The sequence below is a fragment of the Pseudomonas sp. GW821-FHT03C07 genome, from assembly GCF_059420925.1.
Window position 1 is genome coordinate 513,262 of sequence record NZ_JBWKUQ010000001.1, and the last position, 16,234, is coordinate 529,495.

The following is a 16,234-nucleotide window of genomic DNA, read 5'->3' on the forward strand; positions in this document are numbered from 1 at the left end:
CCATCGAGCTGTACAGTGAGTACCGCGCCATGTCCGACTATCTGCTGCAAATGAACGGCATCGTCAAAACCTTTGGCGGTGTCAAAGCACTCAATGGCATCGACCTCAAGGTCAAGCCTGGTGAATGCGTCGGCCTGTGCGGCGAGAACGGTGCCGGCAAGTCGACGCTGATGAAAGTCCTGTCGGCGGTCTACCCCCATGGCACCTGGGACGGGGAGATTCTCTGGGACGGTCAGCCGCTCAAGGCGCAATCCATCCGCGAAACCGAAGCCGCCGGGATCGTCATCATTCACCAGGAACTGACCCTGGTCCCCGATCTGTCAGTGGCTGAAAACATCTTCATGGGGCACGAACTGACGCTGCCCGGCGGGCGCATGAACTACCCGGCGATGATCCGTCGTGCCGAAGGCCTGATGCGTGAGCTCAAAGTCCCGGACATGAACGTATCGCTAGCGGTTTCACAGTACGGCGGTGGCTACCAGCAACTGGTGGAGATCGCCAAGGCGCTGAACAAGCAAGCGCGCCTGCTGATCCTCGATGAGCCCTCATCGGCGCTGACCCGTTCGGAAATCGAGGTGCTGCTGGACATCATTCGCGACCTCAAGGCCAAGGGCGTTGCGTGCGTCTATATCTCTCACAAGCTGGATGAAGTGGCCGCCGTGTGCGACACCATTTCGGTGATCCGCGATGGCAAACACATCGCCACTTCCGCCATGGCGGACATGGACATCCCGAAAATCATCACCCAGATGGTCGGACGGGAAATGAGCAACCTCTACCCCACCGAACCCCATGACATCGGCGAGGTGATTTTCGAGGCGCGCCATATCACCTGCTACGACGTCGACAACCCCAAGCGCAAACGGGTCGACGATATTTCGTTCGTCCTCAAACGCGGGGAAATCCTCGGTATCGCCGGGTTGGTCGGCGCCGGGCGCACGGAGCTGGTGTCGGCGCTGTTTGGCGCCTATCCCGGCCGCCATGAGGGGGAAGTATGGCTGGACGGTCGACCGATCGATACACGCACGCCCCTCAAGTCGATCCGCGCCGGTCTGTGCATGGTCCCTGAAGACCGCAAGCGCCAAGGCATCATTCCGGATCTGGGAGTCGGCCACAACATCACCCTGGCCGTCCTGGACAACTATTCAAAAATGACCCGCATCGACGCCGAAGCCGAATTGGCCAGCATCGGCAAGGAAATCTCGCGCATGCACCTCAAGACCGCGAGCCCGTTCCTGCCGATCACCAGTCTCTCCGGCGGCAATCAGCAAAAAGCCGTGCTGGCGAAGATGCTCCTGACCAAACCCCGCGTGCTGATTCTCGATGAGCCCACCCGCGGGGTCGATGTAGGCGCCAAATATGAGATCTACAAGCTGATGGGCGCGCTGGCGGCTGAAGGCGTGTCGATCATCATGGTGTCCTCGGAGCTGGCCGAAGTGCTGGGCGTTTCCAACCGCGTATTGGTGATAGGCGAAGGCCAGCTGCGCGGCGACTTCATCAACCACGAACTCACCCAGGAACAGGTGCTCACCGCCGCGCTCAGGCATCCCGACGACCATCACAATAATGCTCGGAAGACCGCGTAGATGATTCAGCTCAAAGCATTCTTCACCCGCTACAAAATGCTCGCCCTGGTGATCGCGGTGGCGATTATCTGGCTGTTCTTCAGTTGGCAAACCGATGGCGGGTTTCTGACCCCGCGCAACCTCTCCAACCTGCTGCGGCAGATGTCCATCACCGGGATTCTCGCCTGCGGCATGGTACTGGTGATCATCAGCGGCGAGATCGATTTGTCAGTAGGTTCATTGCTTGGCCTGCTGGGTGGCCTGGCGGCGATTCTCGATGTGATCTATCACCTACCGCTGTTGGCAAATCTGGGCATGGTGGCCCTGTGCGGATTACTGATTGGCTTGGCAAACGGTTTTATGACCGCCTACCTGCGCATCCCGTCTTTCATTGTCGGCCTGGGCGGGATGTTGGCGTTCCGCGGCATTCTGCTGGGGATTACCGGCGGCACCACCATTGCCCCTGTGTCTCCGCCACTGGTCTACATCGGCCAGGGCTATTTGCCGCACACGATAGGAGCAGGGCTCGGCGTACTGCTGTTCGCCTTGACACTTTTCCTGACCTGGAAACAGCGCCGCAATCGTGCCCTCCATGGCCTGGCTGCCCACTCACGGGTGCGTGACGTGTTGCGCGTGGTGTTGATCGGCGCGGTGCTGGCCGGCTTCGTCCAGACCCTGAACAGCTACGACGGCATTCCGGTTCCGGTGCTGCTTCTGCTGATTCTGCTTGGCGTGTTCAGCTACGTGACCAGTCAGACCGTGTTCGGACGACGCATCTATTCGGTGGGCAGCAACATGGAAGCCACGCGCCTCTCTGGTATCAACGTACAGGCTGTGAAACTGTGGATCTTCGGCGTCATGGGCGTGATGTGCGCCCTCGCCGGCGTGGTCAACACCGCGCGCCTGGCCGCGGGCTCACCCTCGGCCGGAAACATGGGCGAACTCGACGCTATCGCTGCCTGTTTCATTGGCGGCACCTCCATGCGCGGTGGTTCTGGCACCGTTTACGGTGCCCTCCTCGGCGCGCTGGTCATCACCAGCCTGGACAACGGCATGTCCATGCTCGACGTCGACAGCTACTGGCAGATGATTGTCAAAGGCAGCATCCTGGTACTGGCCGTGTGGGTGGATGTGAGCACCCGGACCGGACGCCGCTGATCTGCGGGGAACGCGTCCGAATCAACTGAATCGGACGCTTGCCGCTATTGGACGAGGTAATCCACCTGATGTCTGGCGATCCGTGAGTTGCCCAGCTCATTGCGCACCCTCAAGTGCTCAGGGTGCGTGGCATAGGCCGCCAGCGCTTCAGCGGACGCGAACTCGGTATAGAGCACGACGTCGCAGGCATAATCGATCCGGCTGATATCGACGCCGACCTCGATCTTCAGCAGCCCCGGAATCAATCCGGCCAACCCTTCGAAGCGTTCCTTGAGAAACTGGCACGCCTGGCGGTTGCTCTCCGGCGTCTCCCCCGCAAGGTTCCACATCACAATATGTTTGATCATCGCGGTCTCCGTGCGGTGTCATCCCGGCCTGACATATCAACCCTTGCTTTTCTGATAGACATCTACGAATACCGCTGCGAGCAGCACAGCGCCCTTGATCATTTGTTGGTAGTCAATGCCGATGCCCATGATCGACATGCCGTTGTTCAATACACCCATGATGAACGCGCCAATGACCACGCCGACCACCTTGCCGACGCCGCCGGAGGCCGACGCGCCGCCGATGAACACGGCCGCAATGACGTCCAGTTCAAAGCCGGTGCCGCCACGCGGTGTCGCGCTGTTGAGGCGGGCGACGAAGATCAGTCCGGCCACGGCGGCCAGTACGCCCATGTTGACGAAGGCGAAGAAGGTCACCCGCGCCGTATTGATACCCGACAGCCTGGCCGCCTTGAGATTGCCGCCTACCGCGTAGATCCAGCGACCGATCACGGTGCGGTTCATGACGAAGGTGTACACCCCGATCAGCACGCTCATGATCACCAGCACTGTGGGGATGCCGCGGTAGGTCGAGAGCAGGTAGCAGAAGTACACAATAAGGGCCGCCACCACGCCGTTCTTCAATGCAAACAGGGCCAGGGGCGCAGCGCTGCCGCCGCTTTTCAGGGTGCGCGCGCGACTGCGATATTCAACCACCCAGAAGGCCACGGCCACCGCGATACCCAGCAGCAAGGAGGTAATGCGCAGGTTTTCATTGGCGAAGACGTCGGGGATGAAGCCCGAACTGATCGCCGAGAACGCCGGCGGAAACGGCCCTATCGACTGCCCTTGAGAGATGGCAATAGTAGCGCCGCGAAAGATCAACATACCGGCCAGGGTGACGATGAACGAGGGCATGCCCCAGACAGCGACCCAGTAGCCTTGCGCCGCGCCGATCAGCCCACCACAGAGCAGGCAGATCAGGGTCACACTGAAGAAATCCAGGCGATATTGGACCATCAACACCGCCGCGATCGAACCGATCACGCCGACCACCGAACCGACCGACAGGTCGATATGCCCGCAGACGATCACCATCAACATACCCAGCGCCATCACCACGATGTAGCTGTTCTGCAGCAGCAGGTTGGTCAGGTTCAGCGGCTGCATCAATGCCCCGCCGGTGGCCATCTGGAAGAACACCATGATGACGATCAGCGAGGCCAACAGACCGTATTCACGGGCGCCACGCTTGAAGGATGTCAGGGCATTGGGTTTGTTGGATGCGAGAGGCATGCTGACTTCGCTCACTGGATCACCTCGTTTTTCATGATTGCGTGCATGATTTTTTCCTGCGATGCCTCGGCGATCGGAAACTCGCCGACAAAGCGTCCTTCGTTCATCACATAGATACGGTCACAGGTGCCGAGCAACTCCGGCATTTCCGAGGAAATCATGACCACGCCACGACCTTCGCTGACCACTTGATTGACCACCCCATAGATCTCGTACTTGGCCCCCACATCGATACCGCGGGTGGGCTCGTCGAGGATCAGTACCTTGGGATCGGAGAACAGCCACTTGCCCAACACGACTTTCTGCTGGTTGCCACCGGAAAGTTTCTCCACCGATTGGCTCACGTCCGGGCAGCGAATCCGCAGGCGCGCGCGGTAATCGACGGCCACCGCCGTCTCGCCCAGTTCGTTCATGATCCAGCGCTTGGAAACGGCGGCCAGGTTGGCCATGGAGGTATTGCGGGTGATGCTCTCCCCCAGCACCAGGCCGGCGCCCTTGCGGTCTTCGGTAGCGTAGGCCAGGCCTTGATCGATGGCCTTGCGCACCGTACCAAGGTCGACTTCGCGCCCTTCGATACGCGCCTTGCCGCGGATGTTCACGCCATAGGAACGCCCGAATACACTCATGGCAAACTCGGTGCGGCCAGCGCCCATCAACCCGGCGATCCCCACCACTTCGCCCCGGCGTACATGAAAATTGATATTGCGGATACGATCGCGGCCTGGACGCTCCGGGTCGCCGACCGACCAGTCCTCGACCTCGAACAAGGTCTCACCGATCTCGGCCACCCGCGACGGGTAGCGGTCCGACAACTCGCGGCCGACCATGGAACGAACCACGCGACCCTCGTCGATCTTCTCGACACGGCAATCGATGACGTCGACGGTGCTGCCGTCACGGATCACGGTGATCTCATCGGCGACCCGGCCGATCTCGTTGAGTTTGTGGGAAATGATGATCGAGGTGATGCCACGGCCCTTGAGTTCGAGCATCAGATTGAGCAAGGTGTCGCTGTCCCTTTCGTTGAGACTCGCGGTCGGCTCGTCGAGGATCAGCAAGCGCACATCCTTGGCCAGCGCCTTGGCGATTTCCACCATCTGTTGCTGGCCGATGCCGAGGTTGCCCACCAGCGTCTGCGGCCGGGCGTCGAGGCCAACCCGAGCCAGCAGCTCGCGGGCCCGCAGGTGCGCCTCGTCCCAGTCGATCACCCCGTGCCGGGAGATCTCGTTGCCCAGAAACAGGTTTTCGGTAATCGACAACATCGGCACCAGCGCCAGTTCCTGGTGAATGATGCAGATCCCCAACGCCTCGCTGTCGCGCAGGCCGTGGAAGGTCCGCGGCACGCCGTCGAAGACGATGTCGCCGTCGTAGCTGCCGTGGGGATACACGCCACTGAGGATTTTCATCAAGGTCGATTTGCCGGCACCGTTTTCACCGCAAATCGCATGGATTTCCCCATCGCCAACCTGGAGGTTGACCCCGCTGAGCGCCTTGACCGGGCCAAAGCACTTGCGGATGTCACGCATGTCGAGAATCGTTTTGCTCATTTTCTCTCTCCTGCCAGGCGGGCTGCCGAACCGCGCAGCCGCCGGCACAATCACAAGCGACTAGCGCAACTGCTCAGGGGTGTAGAACTTGGTGTCGTCGACCAGGACTTTCTGCCAGTTCTTGCCATCGACCAGTTGTGGGGTCAGCAACTGAGTGGGCACGATCATCGAGCCGTTGTCGTAGGACGTGGTGTCATTGACGCTCACCGCCTTGCCGCTCAACGTCGCGTCCATCATCTGTGCCGCCGCGCCGGCCAGAGCCCGGGTGTCCTTGAAGATGGTCGAGGACTGGTCGCCGCGAATGATCGACTTGATGCTGGAGATTTCCGCATCCTGGCCGGTGACGATCGGCATGGCCAGCTTGCCACTGCCATAACCCACACCGCGCAGGGATGACACGACACCGGTGGCGATCTGATCGTTCATCGCCAGTACCGCGTCGAGGTGGGCCGTACCATAGAAGGCGCTGAGCAGGTTATCCATGCGCGCCTGGGCCTGGGCACCGTCCCAGTTCGGGGTGGCGACCTTGTCGATGGCTTGCTGGCCACTGCGGATCACCAGCTTGCCGCTGTCGATGTAGGGCTTGAGCTGGGACATCACGCCGGCATAGACCACATGGGCGTTGTTGTCATCGGTGGAGCCGGCGAAGATCTCCAGGTTGAACGGGCCCTTGCCCTGCTTGAGCGCCAGCGAGTCGACAATCGACTGGCCCTGCAGCACGCCGGTGCGGTAGTTGTCGAAGGTGACGTAGTAATCGAAGTCCTTGGAGTTGCGGATCAGCCGGTCATAGGAGATGACCTTGATGCCTTTTTCCTTGGCCTGCTTGAGCACGGCGGTCATGGTCGTCCCGTCGATGGGCGCGACGATCAGGCCCTTGATGCCCTTGACCATCATGTTCTCGATCTGCGACAGCTGGGTCGGCGCCTCGTACTGGGCGTATTGCAGGTCGGTGTCGTAGCCAAGCTTCTTCAACGAGTCGACGATATTGCTGCCATCGGACACCCAGCGGGCTTCGGTTTTCGACGGCATGGCAATGCCGATAGTGCCTTTGCTGCTGGTCTCCTGCTTGGAGCAGGCGCTGATCGCCAACCCCAACAATACCGCTGCGGCAACCTTGATAATCGTGTGCATAACGCCCTCTTCTTTATTGTTGTTGTCATTTCTCAGGGACGCAGAGTCCCTTTCGGCTCAAAACGACTGAGCCGAACGGGTCTCCTCGCCTATCGGGACTGCGGGTTATCTACAACGCCAGCTGGACTTCCTGGCCGTTCGCATCGGCGGACTCGAACAGCGCTTCGAGGATGACGTTGATGTCATGGGCCTGGGTGGCCGGCACCGTCGAGGCGCTACCGGTGCGCAACGAGGTGACGAACGCGGCGGCCTCGCGATCGAAATACACCGGGTTGCCGATCTCGGCGATTTCCGGGGAGTAGACGGTCTTGCGCACCGCCCAGATCTCCGGGAAGCTGTTCTCGTTCCAGTGCGTCCAACCTTGCTGGTGGCCGTTCTTGCCGTCGTGGTAGAGCTTGTACGAAGCTGGCATCGGCGTGGAATGCATCACCCCATGGGTGCCATAGGCGGTGATGTCCCAGCTCTCGGTCCAGGGCATCGGGTCCCAGGACATGAAGTCGATGGTGACCAGCTTGTCGTCGTAGTTGAGCACCGCGCCCACCGCGTCCTCGCGGGCCGAGTCACTCATCTGCCCGGCAAATTTGGTGATCCGTGCGTTGACCGATTTGGGTTTGCCGAAGTGCAGCAGGATCCGGTCGATGGTATGGCAACCGATCACATAAAACGCCCCGCCACGGTCACCGGGCTGCTTCATATGGTTGGTATCGGCCTCATCGTGGGAGCAACCGGCGTGCGCGCGAACCTGCAAGACCTTGCCGATTTCGCCGCTCTTGAGCACCTGCTGCATCTTTTCCACCGACGGCGCGTAACGCCAGCAGTAGCCGACCTGGAACAAGCCGCCGGTGCGTTCGACGGCCTCGACGATGCGCCGGGTGTCCTGGGTGCCACGGCCCGCCGGCTTCTCGCAGAGCACGGCCTTGCCGGCCTGCAGCGCTTCGATCGCCCAGTCGGCCATCAGGTAGCTCTTGGGATGCACCAGTACCACGTGCACATTCGGGTCGGCCAGAATCTCTGCCTTGCTGCGGGCCTGCAGGCCCAGTGCATCACAGAACGGATCGAGCAACGGGCTGTCGTCATAGGCGCCGAGAAACTCCACGTCGGCCATGCGCTGGAAGGCCTTGACCCGGCCCGAGGTGTGCGGGTGAGTAATCCCCAGGCAGGCCACGCCGATGCGGATACCCTGCTCAAGCTTGTAGGACATAACGATTCTCCTGGTGTACTTGTCCAAAAATCCAAACCACTCAGCCTGCGTCAGAGTCTGACGGCGCGTCCGGTCTTGACCGACTCCACGGCGGCATCGGCCAGCTGCAGCGCCTTGAGCCCGTCCTGCACGGTGGTCGGCATAGGTTTGTTATGCGCCAGTGCGTCGATATAGGCATCCAGTTCGGACTTGTAGGCTTGCTGATAGCGCTCGAGGAAGAAGTTCAGCAGCGGTTCGCGGGCGTCGGTGACGTCCTGGCTCCAGCGGCGAATGGTGGTCGGACGCAGGTTGTCCATCTGCAGCATGCCCTTGGAGCCAAATACTTCGATGCGCTGGTCGTAACCGTAGACCGCGTTACGGCAGTTGTTGATGTGGCACTGTTTGCCGGAGGCAGTTTGCATTTGCACCATCGCGGTGTCGTAGTCGTCGTACTTTTCCATCATGGCCGGGTCGATCAGGCGGCTGCCGATGGCGCTCAGTTCGACCGGTTCCTCACCCAGCAGCCAGCGGCCGATGTCCAGGTCGTGGATGGTCATGTCGCGGAAAATACCGCCGGAATGCTGGATGTAATCCTCCGGCGCCAGGCCCGGGTCGCGGCTGGTGATGATCACCTGGCGAACCTCACCGATATCGCCGGCGTCGATGGCCGCACGCATTTCGGCAAAGGTGGTTTCGAAGCGGCGATTGAAGGCCAGCATCACCCGTCCGTTCAGCCGCTCGACCTCCTCCACGGCCGCCAGGCTCTTGGCCATGTCCAGGTCGATGGGCTTCTCGCACAGCACCGCCTTGCCCTGGCGCACCGCGCGCAGCATCAGGTTGATATGGGTGTGCGTCGGGGTGCCAATCACGATCGCGTGAACATCGGCCCGATCAATCGCCGCCTCACAGTCGGTCATGGCCTCGGCACCGAGTTCATCGGCCAATTTGCCCGCGGCGTCGGCGAACGGGTCGGCGACGACGACCAGTTTGGCGAACTTGCTGGCCGCCACGTTGGCGGCGTGGATCTTGCCGATACGACCTGCGCCCAGCACTGCGATACCCACCATATTCATATCTCCTGAACTCAATTATTCGTTGTTTTAGCGGTAAAAAACGTCACTGTGCAGCCAGCTATCAAGCCTGGAACCTGATGTGCTCGAACTGTGCAATCGTTGTGTCAAAGGCTTTCTTGGCGGCCACCTCAAGGGGCAGCTTGCGCAACTCGGCGCTGATCAGCTCGACACCCCACGGTCCCCGGTAACCGACATTGACCACCTGTTGGATAAACGCCGGAACATCCAGTTCACCCTCGCCGCAGCACTTGCGGTGGTGGGTCGAGTCGTTGAACAGCGACTCGACGATGGCGTGGTTGGCATCATCCAGCTCGATGGACTTGATCAGCTCCAGCGGCAGCTTGGCGATTTCATCGAAGCTCATGCCGCCGCGCGCCACGTGCCAGGTGTCCACCAGCAAGCCACCGTTGGGGCGTACGTCCTGGGCCACGGCAATCGCCCGGTCGATGGTGTTCACGCTGGAAAATGGCAGGAATTCGATGACCACATTGACGCCAAAGGGTTGGGCACGATCGCAGAGGATGGCAAAGGTTTCGCGCATGCGCGGCACATCCGGCGGCCCTTCCTCGAACAAACCGCCGGCCACCTTCAGGCTGCGGGCGCCCAGTTCCCCACCAATTTCCAGCAATTCATCGCGGATCTTGTCGGAGGCCGCACGCGGGGCACCGTCCAGGTGCCAGTCGACGAGAAATTCGACTTCCACATGCTTGATGCCGTTGTCCTGGAGAATATTGCGGACCGTGGCAATACCCAGCTTGGCGACATTGTGCACAAGGTCGGCATGCACGAAGCCCATACCGCGCCAGCCGGCCTTGGCCGCCGCTTCGGCCCGGGCCTGCAGCGAGAACGGGCTGATCTCGCTGGGCGCACCAGGGTAAGTGTCACCCGCGAGGGTCCAGTAAGCGGCAAGCAGTTCAATAGATTTATCGGGCATGACAGTCACTCATCCAATAAGGGAACGAAGGGTCGATCAATCAGGCCGGGGCCAGGACAAAGTCCCAATTGACGGCCAAAAACGGTACCGGCAAGTCGTAGCGTTCGGCCGTGGCCGCATCGGTTTGCGTGGTGAACTCGGCAATCAGTTCTTTCTTCACGCCGAACACCGTGTCCTCGTGCAGGTACGGGCAGTCGGGGGTGAAGATGTGCGTGATGACCTGGTCATAACCGCGGGCCGTGACGATAAAGTGCAGGTGCGCGGCGCGGTTCGGATGCCGCCCCAGCTGCCCCAGCAACTTGCCCACCGGACCGTCGGCGGGAATCGGGTAATGCCGCGGCTTGACCGTGCGAAAGGCATAGCAGCCGTCGGCATCCGTGGTGAACAACCCGCGCAGGTTGTAGTCCGGTTGCAGGCCTTTTTGCTGCACGTCGTAGAAGCCATCGTCGTTGGTCTGCCAGATGTCCAGCGTCGCCCCGGCAATCGGCTTTCCGGCGGTGTCCAGCACCCGACCGCTGACCAGGGTCGGCTGGCCTTTGCCGTCCAGGCAGATGTTGGCGCCGTTCGCGTAACGAGGCGCATCGGCGACATAGAACGGGCCAAGGATGGTATTGGGCGTGGCGCCCTGGGGCCGACGGTGGTTGATCGCATCCACCAACATGGTGGCCCCGAGCACGTCCGACAGCAGGATGTATTCCTGGCGCCAGTCGGTGCACATCTGCCCGGTCCGGGTGAGAAATTCGATGGCCTTGAACCATTCGTCGTGGGTCGGCTCGATTTCCTTGATCGCCGCATGCAGATGCCGGGTCAGCACCGCCATGACCTCGTGCAGGCGCGGATCGGCATCGGCGCTGATCCGGGCGTTGACGATTTCGGCGGAGCGTTGTTCCTCGAAGAGTCCACCAATAGGCGTGGCGGTATCCAGGTGCGCAGTCATGAGCTGATGTCCTTGATCGTTATTCTTGAAAGCCGGCGTGCAGGTTTCAAAGCCGAACGCCGGGTCGGCGGTCAGTACGCGGTGGCTTCGCCGGCCCGCCATGGGCGGCCGCTCAAACGCTGTTTCATGTGCTGTTCGATCTCTTCCAGGGTCAGTCCCTTGGTCTCTGGCAGCCAGAGGGTGCAGAAGATGATCGAACCGATATTGATCACCGCGAAGAGGAAGAAGGTCATGCCCCCCAACGTGCTCAGCAGGACCGGGAAAAGGAAGGCGACAATGGCGTTGAACACCCAGAACACACTGACGGAAATACCATTCATCAAACCCCGGACATGGGTCGGAAACAGCTCCGACATCAATAGCCAGTACACCGGGCCGATGCACATTTGCATGAAGAACAGGAACGCCAGGACACCGGACAAGGCCAGGTAGCTTTGCAGCAGCGAGTGCGGCATGAAGTTGATCACCAGGCCAAGGAAGATCTGCGCCATGACCACCACGGTCAGCCCCATCAGCAGCATGGAACGGCGGCCCATGCGATTGATCAGCCACATCCCGATCAACGTGGCGATGACCGACACCAGGCCATTGCCAATGGTCGCGATCAGGGCCGCGTTGGTGCCCATGCCGGTTTCCTTGAGAATCATCGGCGTGTAATACATGAAGGCATTGACGCCGGTGAACTGGATGACAAAGCCCAGGCCGATGCCAATGGCCAGCAACTTCAGCAACCAAGGCTCCTTGAGTGTGCTGAGGACACTGGCGTGGCGCTGCTCCACCGCACATTGGGCGATGATGGCCTGCAACTCACGGTCCACTTCCAGGGAGGTATCGCGAATGCCGGTCAGCGTGGTTTTCGCCTCGGCGATGCGCCCTTTGCTGACCAGCCAGCGTGGCGAGGTGGGCACGAAGTGCATGCCGATATACAGCAGCACGGCGGGTATCAGCGCGATCGCCAGCATGTAGCGCCAGATCGACGGGCTGTCGAACAGATGCGCCAGGCCGGCGCTGGCGATATAGGCCAGGCACTGCCCGGAGACGATCATCAATTCGCTCTGGCAGACCAACCGTCCACGGTGCCGTGGTGCCGCCAGCTCGGCGATCAGTACCGGCACGGTAGAGGATGCGCCGCCAACCGCAATGCCCAACACGAAGCGGGTGGCAACCATGGCCCACAGCGTCGGCGCGACCGCGGTGCCCAAGGCGCCCACGGCAAAGAGCATGGCCAGGGCCTTGAGCACCACCAGGCGACCATAGCGGTCGGACAGTTGCCCGGCGAACAGCGCGCCAAAGGCACCGCCGAAAATCAGCGCCGAGGCCACCAGGCCCTCGGAAACCGGGCTCAAGCCCAGGCCACCGTGACCGGCATCGAGCGCCATGAACGGCAGCGCGCCAGAGATGACCCCGGTGTCGTAACCGAACCCCAGCGAGCCCATGGTGGTGATGGCAGCGATACGCCAGAGAATTTTCGACGATGCACTACCGGCAGTGTGGTGATTCGACATGAGGTCAACCTTTATTGAAATTATGTGTACGCTCAGTGGAAGTGAGACTACTGCGATTGAATCGGAAAACAAATGCCTGGATGGCAAATGTGTTTTCCGCTAGGTGGAAAACTGCGCCACCGGCTGGCGGCGCTCGCTTTGTCCGCGGTGATAGCCGTCCGAGGCTCTAGAACTTGGCCTGCACCTTCAGGCCGGCAATCAGCGCCGCATCGATCTCACGTACGCCGCCAGGGTTTTTCACGTATTGCAGGTTCGGGCGTACGGTCAGCCAATTGCTGACATGCACGCCGTAGTAAATCTCGCTGCTGATTTCGTTGTACTGCACCGGCAGATAGCCCGGATTGTCGTAGTCGCTGATACCGTTTTGCTGGTTCTGCAACTGGGCTCGCTCACGATAGGCGGGGTTGGTATGGACCTCGGCGATTCCGACACCCAGGTCGTCCAGGGGACGACTGTCGAAAACGCCCTTGTAGACGATCCCCGCCTGGATGAAATGGTCGACGCGACTGGTGGCCTTGTCGTGGGCGGTGAGGTTGGCAAATACCGACAGGCCGCGGCGGCTGTCGCCATCCCGGGCGGTCAGTTGTTGCTGGGCGACCAGCCAGTAGCCATGCCGGCTGGAATGCTGCTGGAAGGCATCGCCACTGAGGGGCTGCGGGTTACCGTTGACGTCATCCAGTACATCGTCGGCCTTCGCCGTGCTCTTGTAATAGCCGAGCCGATATTCACCCGCCAGCCCGTTGACCTTCGGACTCCAGACCACCTCGATGGGGATCACCGCGCCCTTGGTGCCGCTGCCGCTGAGCTTGAAGCCGTTATCACTCTCCAGATAGGAAGGGTTTTGCTCAAAGACGCCGATCTGTGCGTACACCTCAGGGGTGAACTGATACCGGGTGCGCAGGGCCCATTGGCTGACGGGCCAGTTGTACCAGATGTCGCCGATCCAGTTGGCCGCCTGAGCACCGCAAAATGGCGTGCTCTGAAAGTCGCAGGGGAAGCTGTTGAAATCCGAGCCTTCGTCGAAGCGACCGGCCTTGATGTCCAGGGCGCCATCAAGCCAGGCCTTGCTCATCCACATCTGGGTCAACCGCCAGGTCTGCCCCCGGCCATACACTTCCTGCGACGACGAATAACCGCCGACTCGCGGATCGGCCACCCGATCGTTGGTCAGGTTGCGCCCATCGCGCTCTGTGACCGTGAATTGAAACTGAGTGTTTTCCCAATCGAGGATTTTTTGCAGGTCGGCCTTGAAGCCGACGGCGTATTGCTCGGTCCAGCGGGCGGTGACGTTTTTGTCATAGCCACCGTGAACATTGGCGGCCATTTCTCCGGTGTAGCCCAACTCGATATCGACACCCTGGTCCAGCCACTTGCTGCGCTGCCCACCCCAGTCACCGGTCATCCAGCGGGAGTCCTGGGCAAAGGCTTCATCGGCGGCACAGGCAAAACCGGGAATCAGCAGGCAAAAGCTGACCGCAACCGTGCACTTGGCAAAGTTTTTCATGGCGTGACGTTTCCTTATTGTTAGTCTTGTTGTTAACGCGCAGGCGAATTGAAGCCGGGCTCAATAATGCCAACTTAATAATCGTTCAAAGGAAGCCGGGGCCGTGTCGAACATAAAAGTCCTCCAGCACCAGCGCCACGGATCATAGGACCTGAAAGTTGCAGTGAATACCCAGCAAAACTATAAATGTGAATTCCGCCCAGCGGAAAACCGCCTTAGCGTGTCCAGTAGCGTTCGTACTCATGTTGGTTAAAGTCGGCCAGTAGAAAGTCGATGAAGACGCGCAACTTGGCGGGCATATAGCGACGGCTTTGAAAGGCCATATTGATGGTCAACCTCGGTAGATCCCAATCATCCAACACTGGAATCAAGCGCCCGGCCACCAGATCGGCGTTGATGATGTATTTGGGCTGCACCAGGATACCGCCGCCAGCCAGGGCGGCGGCGCGGACAATCTGCCCATCGTTGGTTTCCAGTATCGGCTCGACCTTCAGGGCCACCTCCTCCGCACCTTTGGTAAAACGCATCACCCGTGGCTGGTTGGCATGGCTGTAGATCAACAGGTCATGCTGAGAAAGATCCGCGATGGTTTTCGGCGTGCCCTTGCGTTGCAGATAACCGGGCGACGCCGCCAACACCCGGCGCGTTTCGGCCAGGCGGCGAATGGTGATATTGGAGTCGGGCTCGTACTCGCGGGTTCTGATCGCCAGGTCGATTTCGCTGTCGATGATGTCGAAATAGCGGTTCTCACCCAGCACCTTCACGGTGATGTGTGGGTACATTTTCCGAAAGGCCGGGATCAGCGGGGCAATGTGCAACATGCAGAACGAGATCGAACCGGTAATGGTCAGCGTGCCGACCGGCTGGACCAACGACTCGCTGAGTGACGCTTCGGCCTCCTTCAATTCCCCCAGCAGGCTTTTGCAGCTGGTGTAGAACTGATGGCCCGAGTGGGTCAAGGCCAGGCGCCGGGTATTGCGGTCGATCAGACGGACATTGAGACGCTGCTCCAGCGCCACCAGGTGCCGGCTCGCGGCGGCATTGGACAAGCCCAGTATTTCCGCGGCTTTGCTCAAGGTGCCGACTTCCGCGGTCAAGACAAAAAGCTCCAGTTCGGTCAGTCGATCCAAGGTGTGCTCCCTTCTTATTTTTTCACATATGAAATAAAGAATTCCAGAAACGGACTTTTCTTACATCCAGCGGAACTATAACGTGCGGCGCAGTGGCCTGAGAAGTGAAGTTACCGACATCGCAAAAAATGCCGCGGTACCGATGGGCCGGAAAAGTTCAGGGAGTCGAGATGCGCAATTTGGACGAAATGACCATCACCCAGGCGGTGTTGGCCAATAACAGTGGTACGGCCGATGCGCGCCTGTGCGCCGTCATGACCAGCCTGGTGCAACACCTGCACGCCTTTGCCCGGGATATCAAACTGACGGAAAAAGAGTGGCAGAGCGGCATCGACTTTCTCAGCCAGGTCGGCAAAGCCCGCTCGGCCGACCACCAGGAGTTTGTGCTGTTATCCCACGTCCTCGGGCTGTCGACCCTGGTGCTCGCACAGAACGACAAGAAACCCGCCGGCTGCACCGAGGCCGCGGCGTTCCACGTGTTGCCCGAGCACGAGCCCAGCGTCCACGACCTGGGCGCCGACCTCAGCGGGGAACTGGATGGCCCGAAAGGCTACGTGCAGGGTGCCATCCGTGATGCCAAGGGCAACCCCATCCCCTACGCGGCCCTGGAAATCAGTCTGGCCGCTGGCGCCAGCCTGGCCGAACGCGCCCTGCTACAGGCCGATGAACGTGGCCAATACCACTTCTGCACGGCGATACCGAACAGCCAACGTATCCCCCATGACGGCCCTGTCGGCCAGCTGCTCAGCGCTCTCAACCGCCATGCCTGGCGGCCGGCCCACCTGGAATTCACCGTCAGCGCCGCCGGCTATCAACGCTTGACCACCCAGGTATTTCGCGAGGGTGACCCCTATCTGGATTCAGATGCGGTGTTTGGTGTGCGCTCTTCACTCATTACCGAATGGCAACGACAGGACGCCGGCATGACCCCGGCCGGCACACTGAGTCGCGATCCGTTTTATAGCTTGGCCTTCGATTTCGTCCTGGCGAAGGATGCGGTCAGCTAAG

Annotated in this window: 14 protein-coding genes; 3 read left to right on the forward strand and 11 right to left on the reverse strand. The window is 60.6% G+C overall.

What is annotated here, in order from left to right; all coding sequences use genetic code 11:
* The first annotated feature begins 29 nt into the window (after window positions 1–29).
* Both xylG and AC07VG_RS02195 read left to right on the forward strand, forming a co-directional pair.
* A complete protein-coding gene (gene xylG / locus AC07VG_RS02190) occupies window positions 30–1,586 on the forward strand; it encodes a D-xylose ABC transporter ATP-binding protein (protein ID WP_495000401.1) in 1,557 nt (518 codons plus the stop codon).
* The gene (locus AC07VG_RS02195) at window positions 1,587–2,723 is read left to right on the forward strand and encodes a sugar ABC transporter permease (RefSeq protein WP_495000400.1); all 1,137 of its coding nucleotides are present in this window, start codon (window positions 1,587–1,589) and stop codon (window positions 2,721–2,723) included.
* 44 nt (window positions 2,724–2,767) lie between these two features.
* Here the strand turns inward: AC07VG_RS02195 and AC07VG_RS02200 are convergent, their stop codons facing one another.
* The 11 genes from AC07VG_RS02200 to AC07VG_RS02250 all read right to left on the reverse strand — a co-directional run bounded on the left by AC07VG_RS02200 (window position 2,768) and on the right by AC07VG_RS02250 (window position 15,226).
* Entirely contained in the window at window positions 2,768–3,070 is a 303-nt protein-coding gene (locus AC07VG_RS02200) for a Dabb family protein (RefSeq protein ID WP_495000399.1), read from the reverse strand.
* Between the two features lie 36 nt (window positions 3,071–3,106).
* Window positions 3,107–4,300: a multiple monosaccharide ABC transporter permease gene (mmsB, locus tag AC07VG_RS02205; protein WP_177103687.1), complete on the reverse strand. Its 1,194-nt coding sequence runs from the start codon at window positions 4,298–4,300 to the stop codon at window positions 3,107–3,109.
* Window positions 4,297–5,832, reverse strand: a complete 1,536-nt coding sequence (gene mmsA / locus AC07VG_RS02210) for a multiple monosaccharide ABC transporter ATP-binding protein (RefSeq protein WP_495000398.1) — start codon at window positions 5,830–5,832, stop codon at window positions 4,297–4,299. Before mmsA ends, mmsB begins: the two co-directional genes overlap by 4 nt.
* 60 nt (window positions 5,833–5,892) lie before the next feature.
* A complete protein-coding gene (gene chvE / locus AC07VG_RS02215; protein ID WP_152739876.1) occupies window positions 5,893–6,963 on the reverse strand; it encodes a multiple monosaccharide ABC transporter substrate-binding protein in 1,071 nt (356 codons plus the stop codon).
* 109 nt (window positions 6,964–7,072) lie between these two features.
* Window positions 7,073–8,164 carry a Gfo/Idh/MocA family protein gene (locus AC07VG_RS02220; protein WP_152739875.1) on the reverse strand — a complete coding sequence of 364 codons (1,092 nt, stop codon included), beginning with the start codon at window positions 8,162–8,164 and terminating at the stop codon, window positions 7,073–7,075.
* 50 nt (window positions 8,165–8,214) lie between these two features.
* Window positions 8,215–9,210: an inositol 2-dehydrogenase gene (gene iolG / locus AC07VG_RS02225; protein ID WP_152739874.1), complete on the reverse strand. Its 996-nt coding sequence runs from the start codon at window positions 9,208–9,210 to the stop codon at window positions 8,215–8,217.
* A gap of 67 nt (window positions 9,211–9,277) precedes the next feature.
* Window positions 9,278–10,150, reverse strand: coding sequence for a sugar phosphate isomerase/epimerase family protein (locus AC07VG_RS02230; RefSeq protein WP_152739873.1), 873 nt, complete (start codon window positions 10,148–10,150; stop codon window positions 9,278–9,280).
* A gap of 40 nt (window positions 10,151–10,190) precedes the next feature.
* A complete protein-coding gene (locus AC07VG_RS02235) occupies window positions 10,191–11,087 on the reverse strand; it encodes an intradiol ring-cleavage dioxygenase (protein ID WP_152739872.1) in 897 nt (298 codons plus the stop codon).
* 71 nt (window positions 11,088–11,158) lie between these two features.
* Window positions 11,159–12,592, reverse strand: coding sequence for a sugar porter family MFS transporter (locus AC07VG_RS02240; RefSeq protein WP_152739871.1), 1,434 nt, complete (start codon window positions 12,590–12,592; stop codon window positions 11,159–11,161).
* A gap of 166 nt (window positions 12,593–12,758) precedes the next feature.
* A complete protein-coding gene (locus tag AC07VG_RS02245; RefSeq protein WP_495000397.1) occupies window positions 12,759–14,096 on the reverse strand; it encodes a carbohydrate porin in 1,338 nt (445 codons plus the stop codon).
* Window positions 14,097–14,311: 215 nt separating this feature from the next.
* Window positions 14,312–15,226, reverse strand: coding sequence for a LysR family transcriptional regulator (locus AC07VG_RS02250; protein ID WP_152739869.1), 915 nt, complete (start codon window positions 15,224–15,226; stop codon window positions 14,312–14,314).
* A gap of 170 nt (window positions 15,227–15,396) precedes the next feature.
* Here AC07VG_RS02250 and AC07VG_RS02255 point away from each other — a divergent pair, with 170 nt between their 5' ends.
* Entirely contained in the window at window positions 15,397–16,233 is an 837-nt protein-coding gene (locus AC07VG_RS02255) for a dioxygenase (RefSeq protein ID WP_495000396.1), read from the forward strand.
* Window position 16,234 lies beyond the last annotated feature (1 nt).

Excerpts from the sequence above, each read along its gene's own strand:
- xylG (WP_495000401.1), top strand. The coding sequence starts at position 30 with ATGTCCGACTATCTGCTGCAAATGAACGGCATCGTCAAAACCTTTGGC.
- AC07VG_RS02195 (WP_495000400.1), top strand. The coding sequence starts at position 1,587 with ATGATTCAGCTCAAAGCATTCTTCACCCGCTACAAAATGCTCGCCCTG.
- AC07VG_RS02200 (WP_495000399.1), bottom strand. The coding sequence starts at position 3,070 with ATGATCAAACATATTGTGATGTGGAACCTTGCGGGGGAGACGCCGGAG.
- mmsA (WP_495000398.1), bottom strand. The coding sequence starts at position 5,832 with ATGAGCAAAACGATTCTCGACATGCGTGACATCCGCAAGTGCTTTGGC.
- chvE (WP_152739876.1), bottom strand. The coding sequence starts at position 6,963 with ATGCACACGATTATCAAGGTTGCCGCAGCGGTATTGTTGGGGTTGGCG.
- AC07VG_RS02220 (WP_152739875.1), bottom strand. The coding sequence starts at position 8,164 with ATGTCCTACAAGCTTGAGCAGGGTATCCGCATCGGCGTGGCCTGCCTG.
- iolG (WP_152739874.1), bottom strand. The coding sequence starts at position 9,210 with ATGGTGGGTATCGCAGTGCTGGGCGCAGGTCGTATCGGCAAGATCCAC.
- AC07VG_RS02230 (WP_152739873.1), bottom strand. The coding sequence starts at position 10,150 with ATGCCCGATAAATCTATTGAACTGCTTGCCGCTTACTGGACCCTCGCG.
- AC07VG_RS02235 (WP_152739872.1), bottom strand. The coding sequence starts at position 11,087 with ATGACTGCGCACCTGGATACCGCCACGCCTATTGGTGGACTCTTCGAG.
- AC07VG_RS02240 (WP_152739871.1), bottom strand. The coding sequence starts at position 12,592 with ATGTCGAATCACCACACTGCCGGTAGTGCATCGTCGAAAATTCTCTGG.
- AC07VG_RS02245 (WP_495000397.1), bottom strand. The coding sequence starts at position 14,096 with ATGAAAAACTTTGCCAAGTGCACGGTTGCGGTCAGCTTTTGCCTGCTG.
- AC07VG_RS02255 (WP_495000396.1), top strand. The coding sequence starts at position 15,397 with ATGCGCAATTTGGACGAAATGACCATCACCCAGGCGGTGTTGGCCAAT.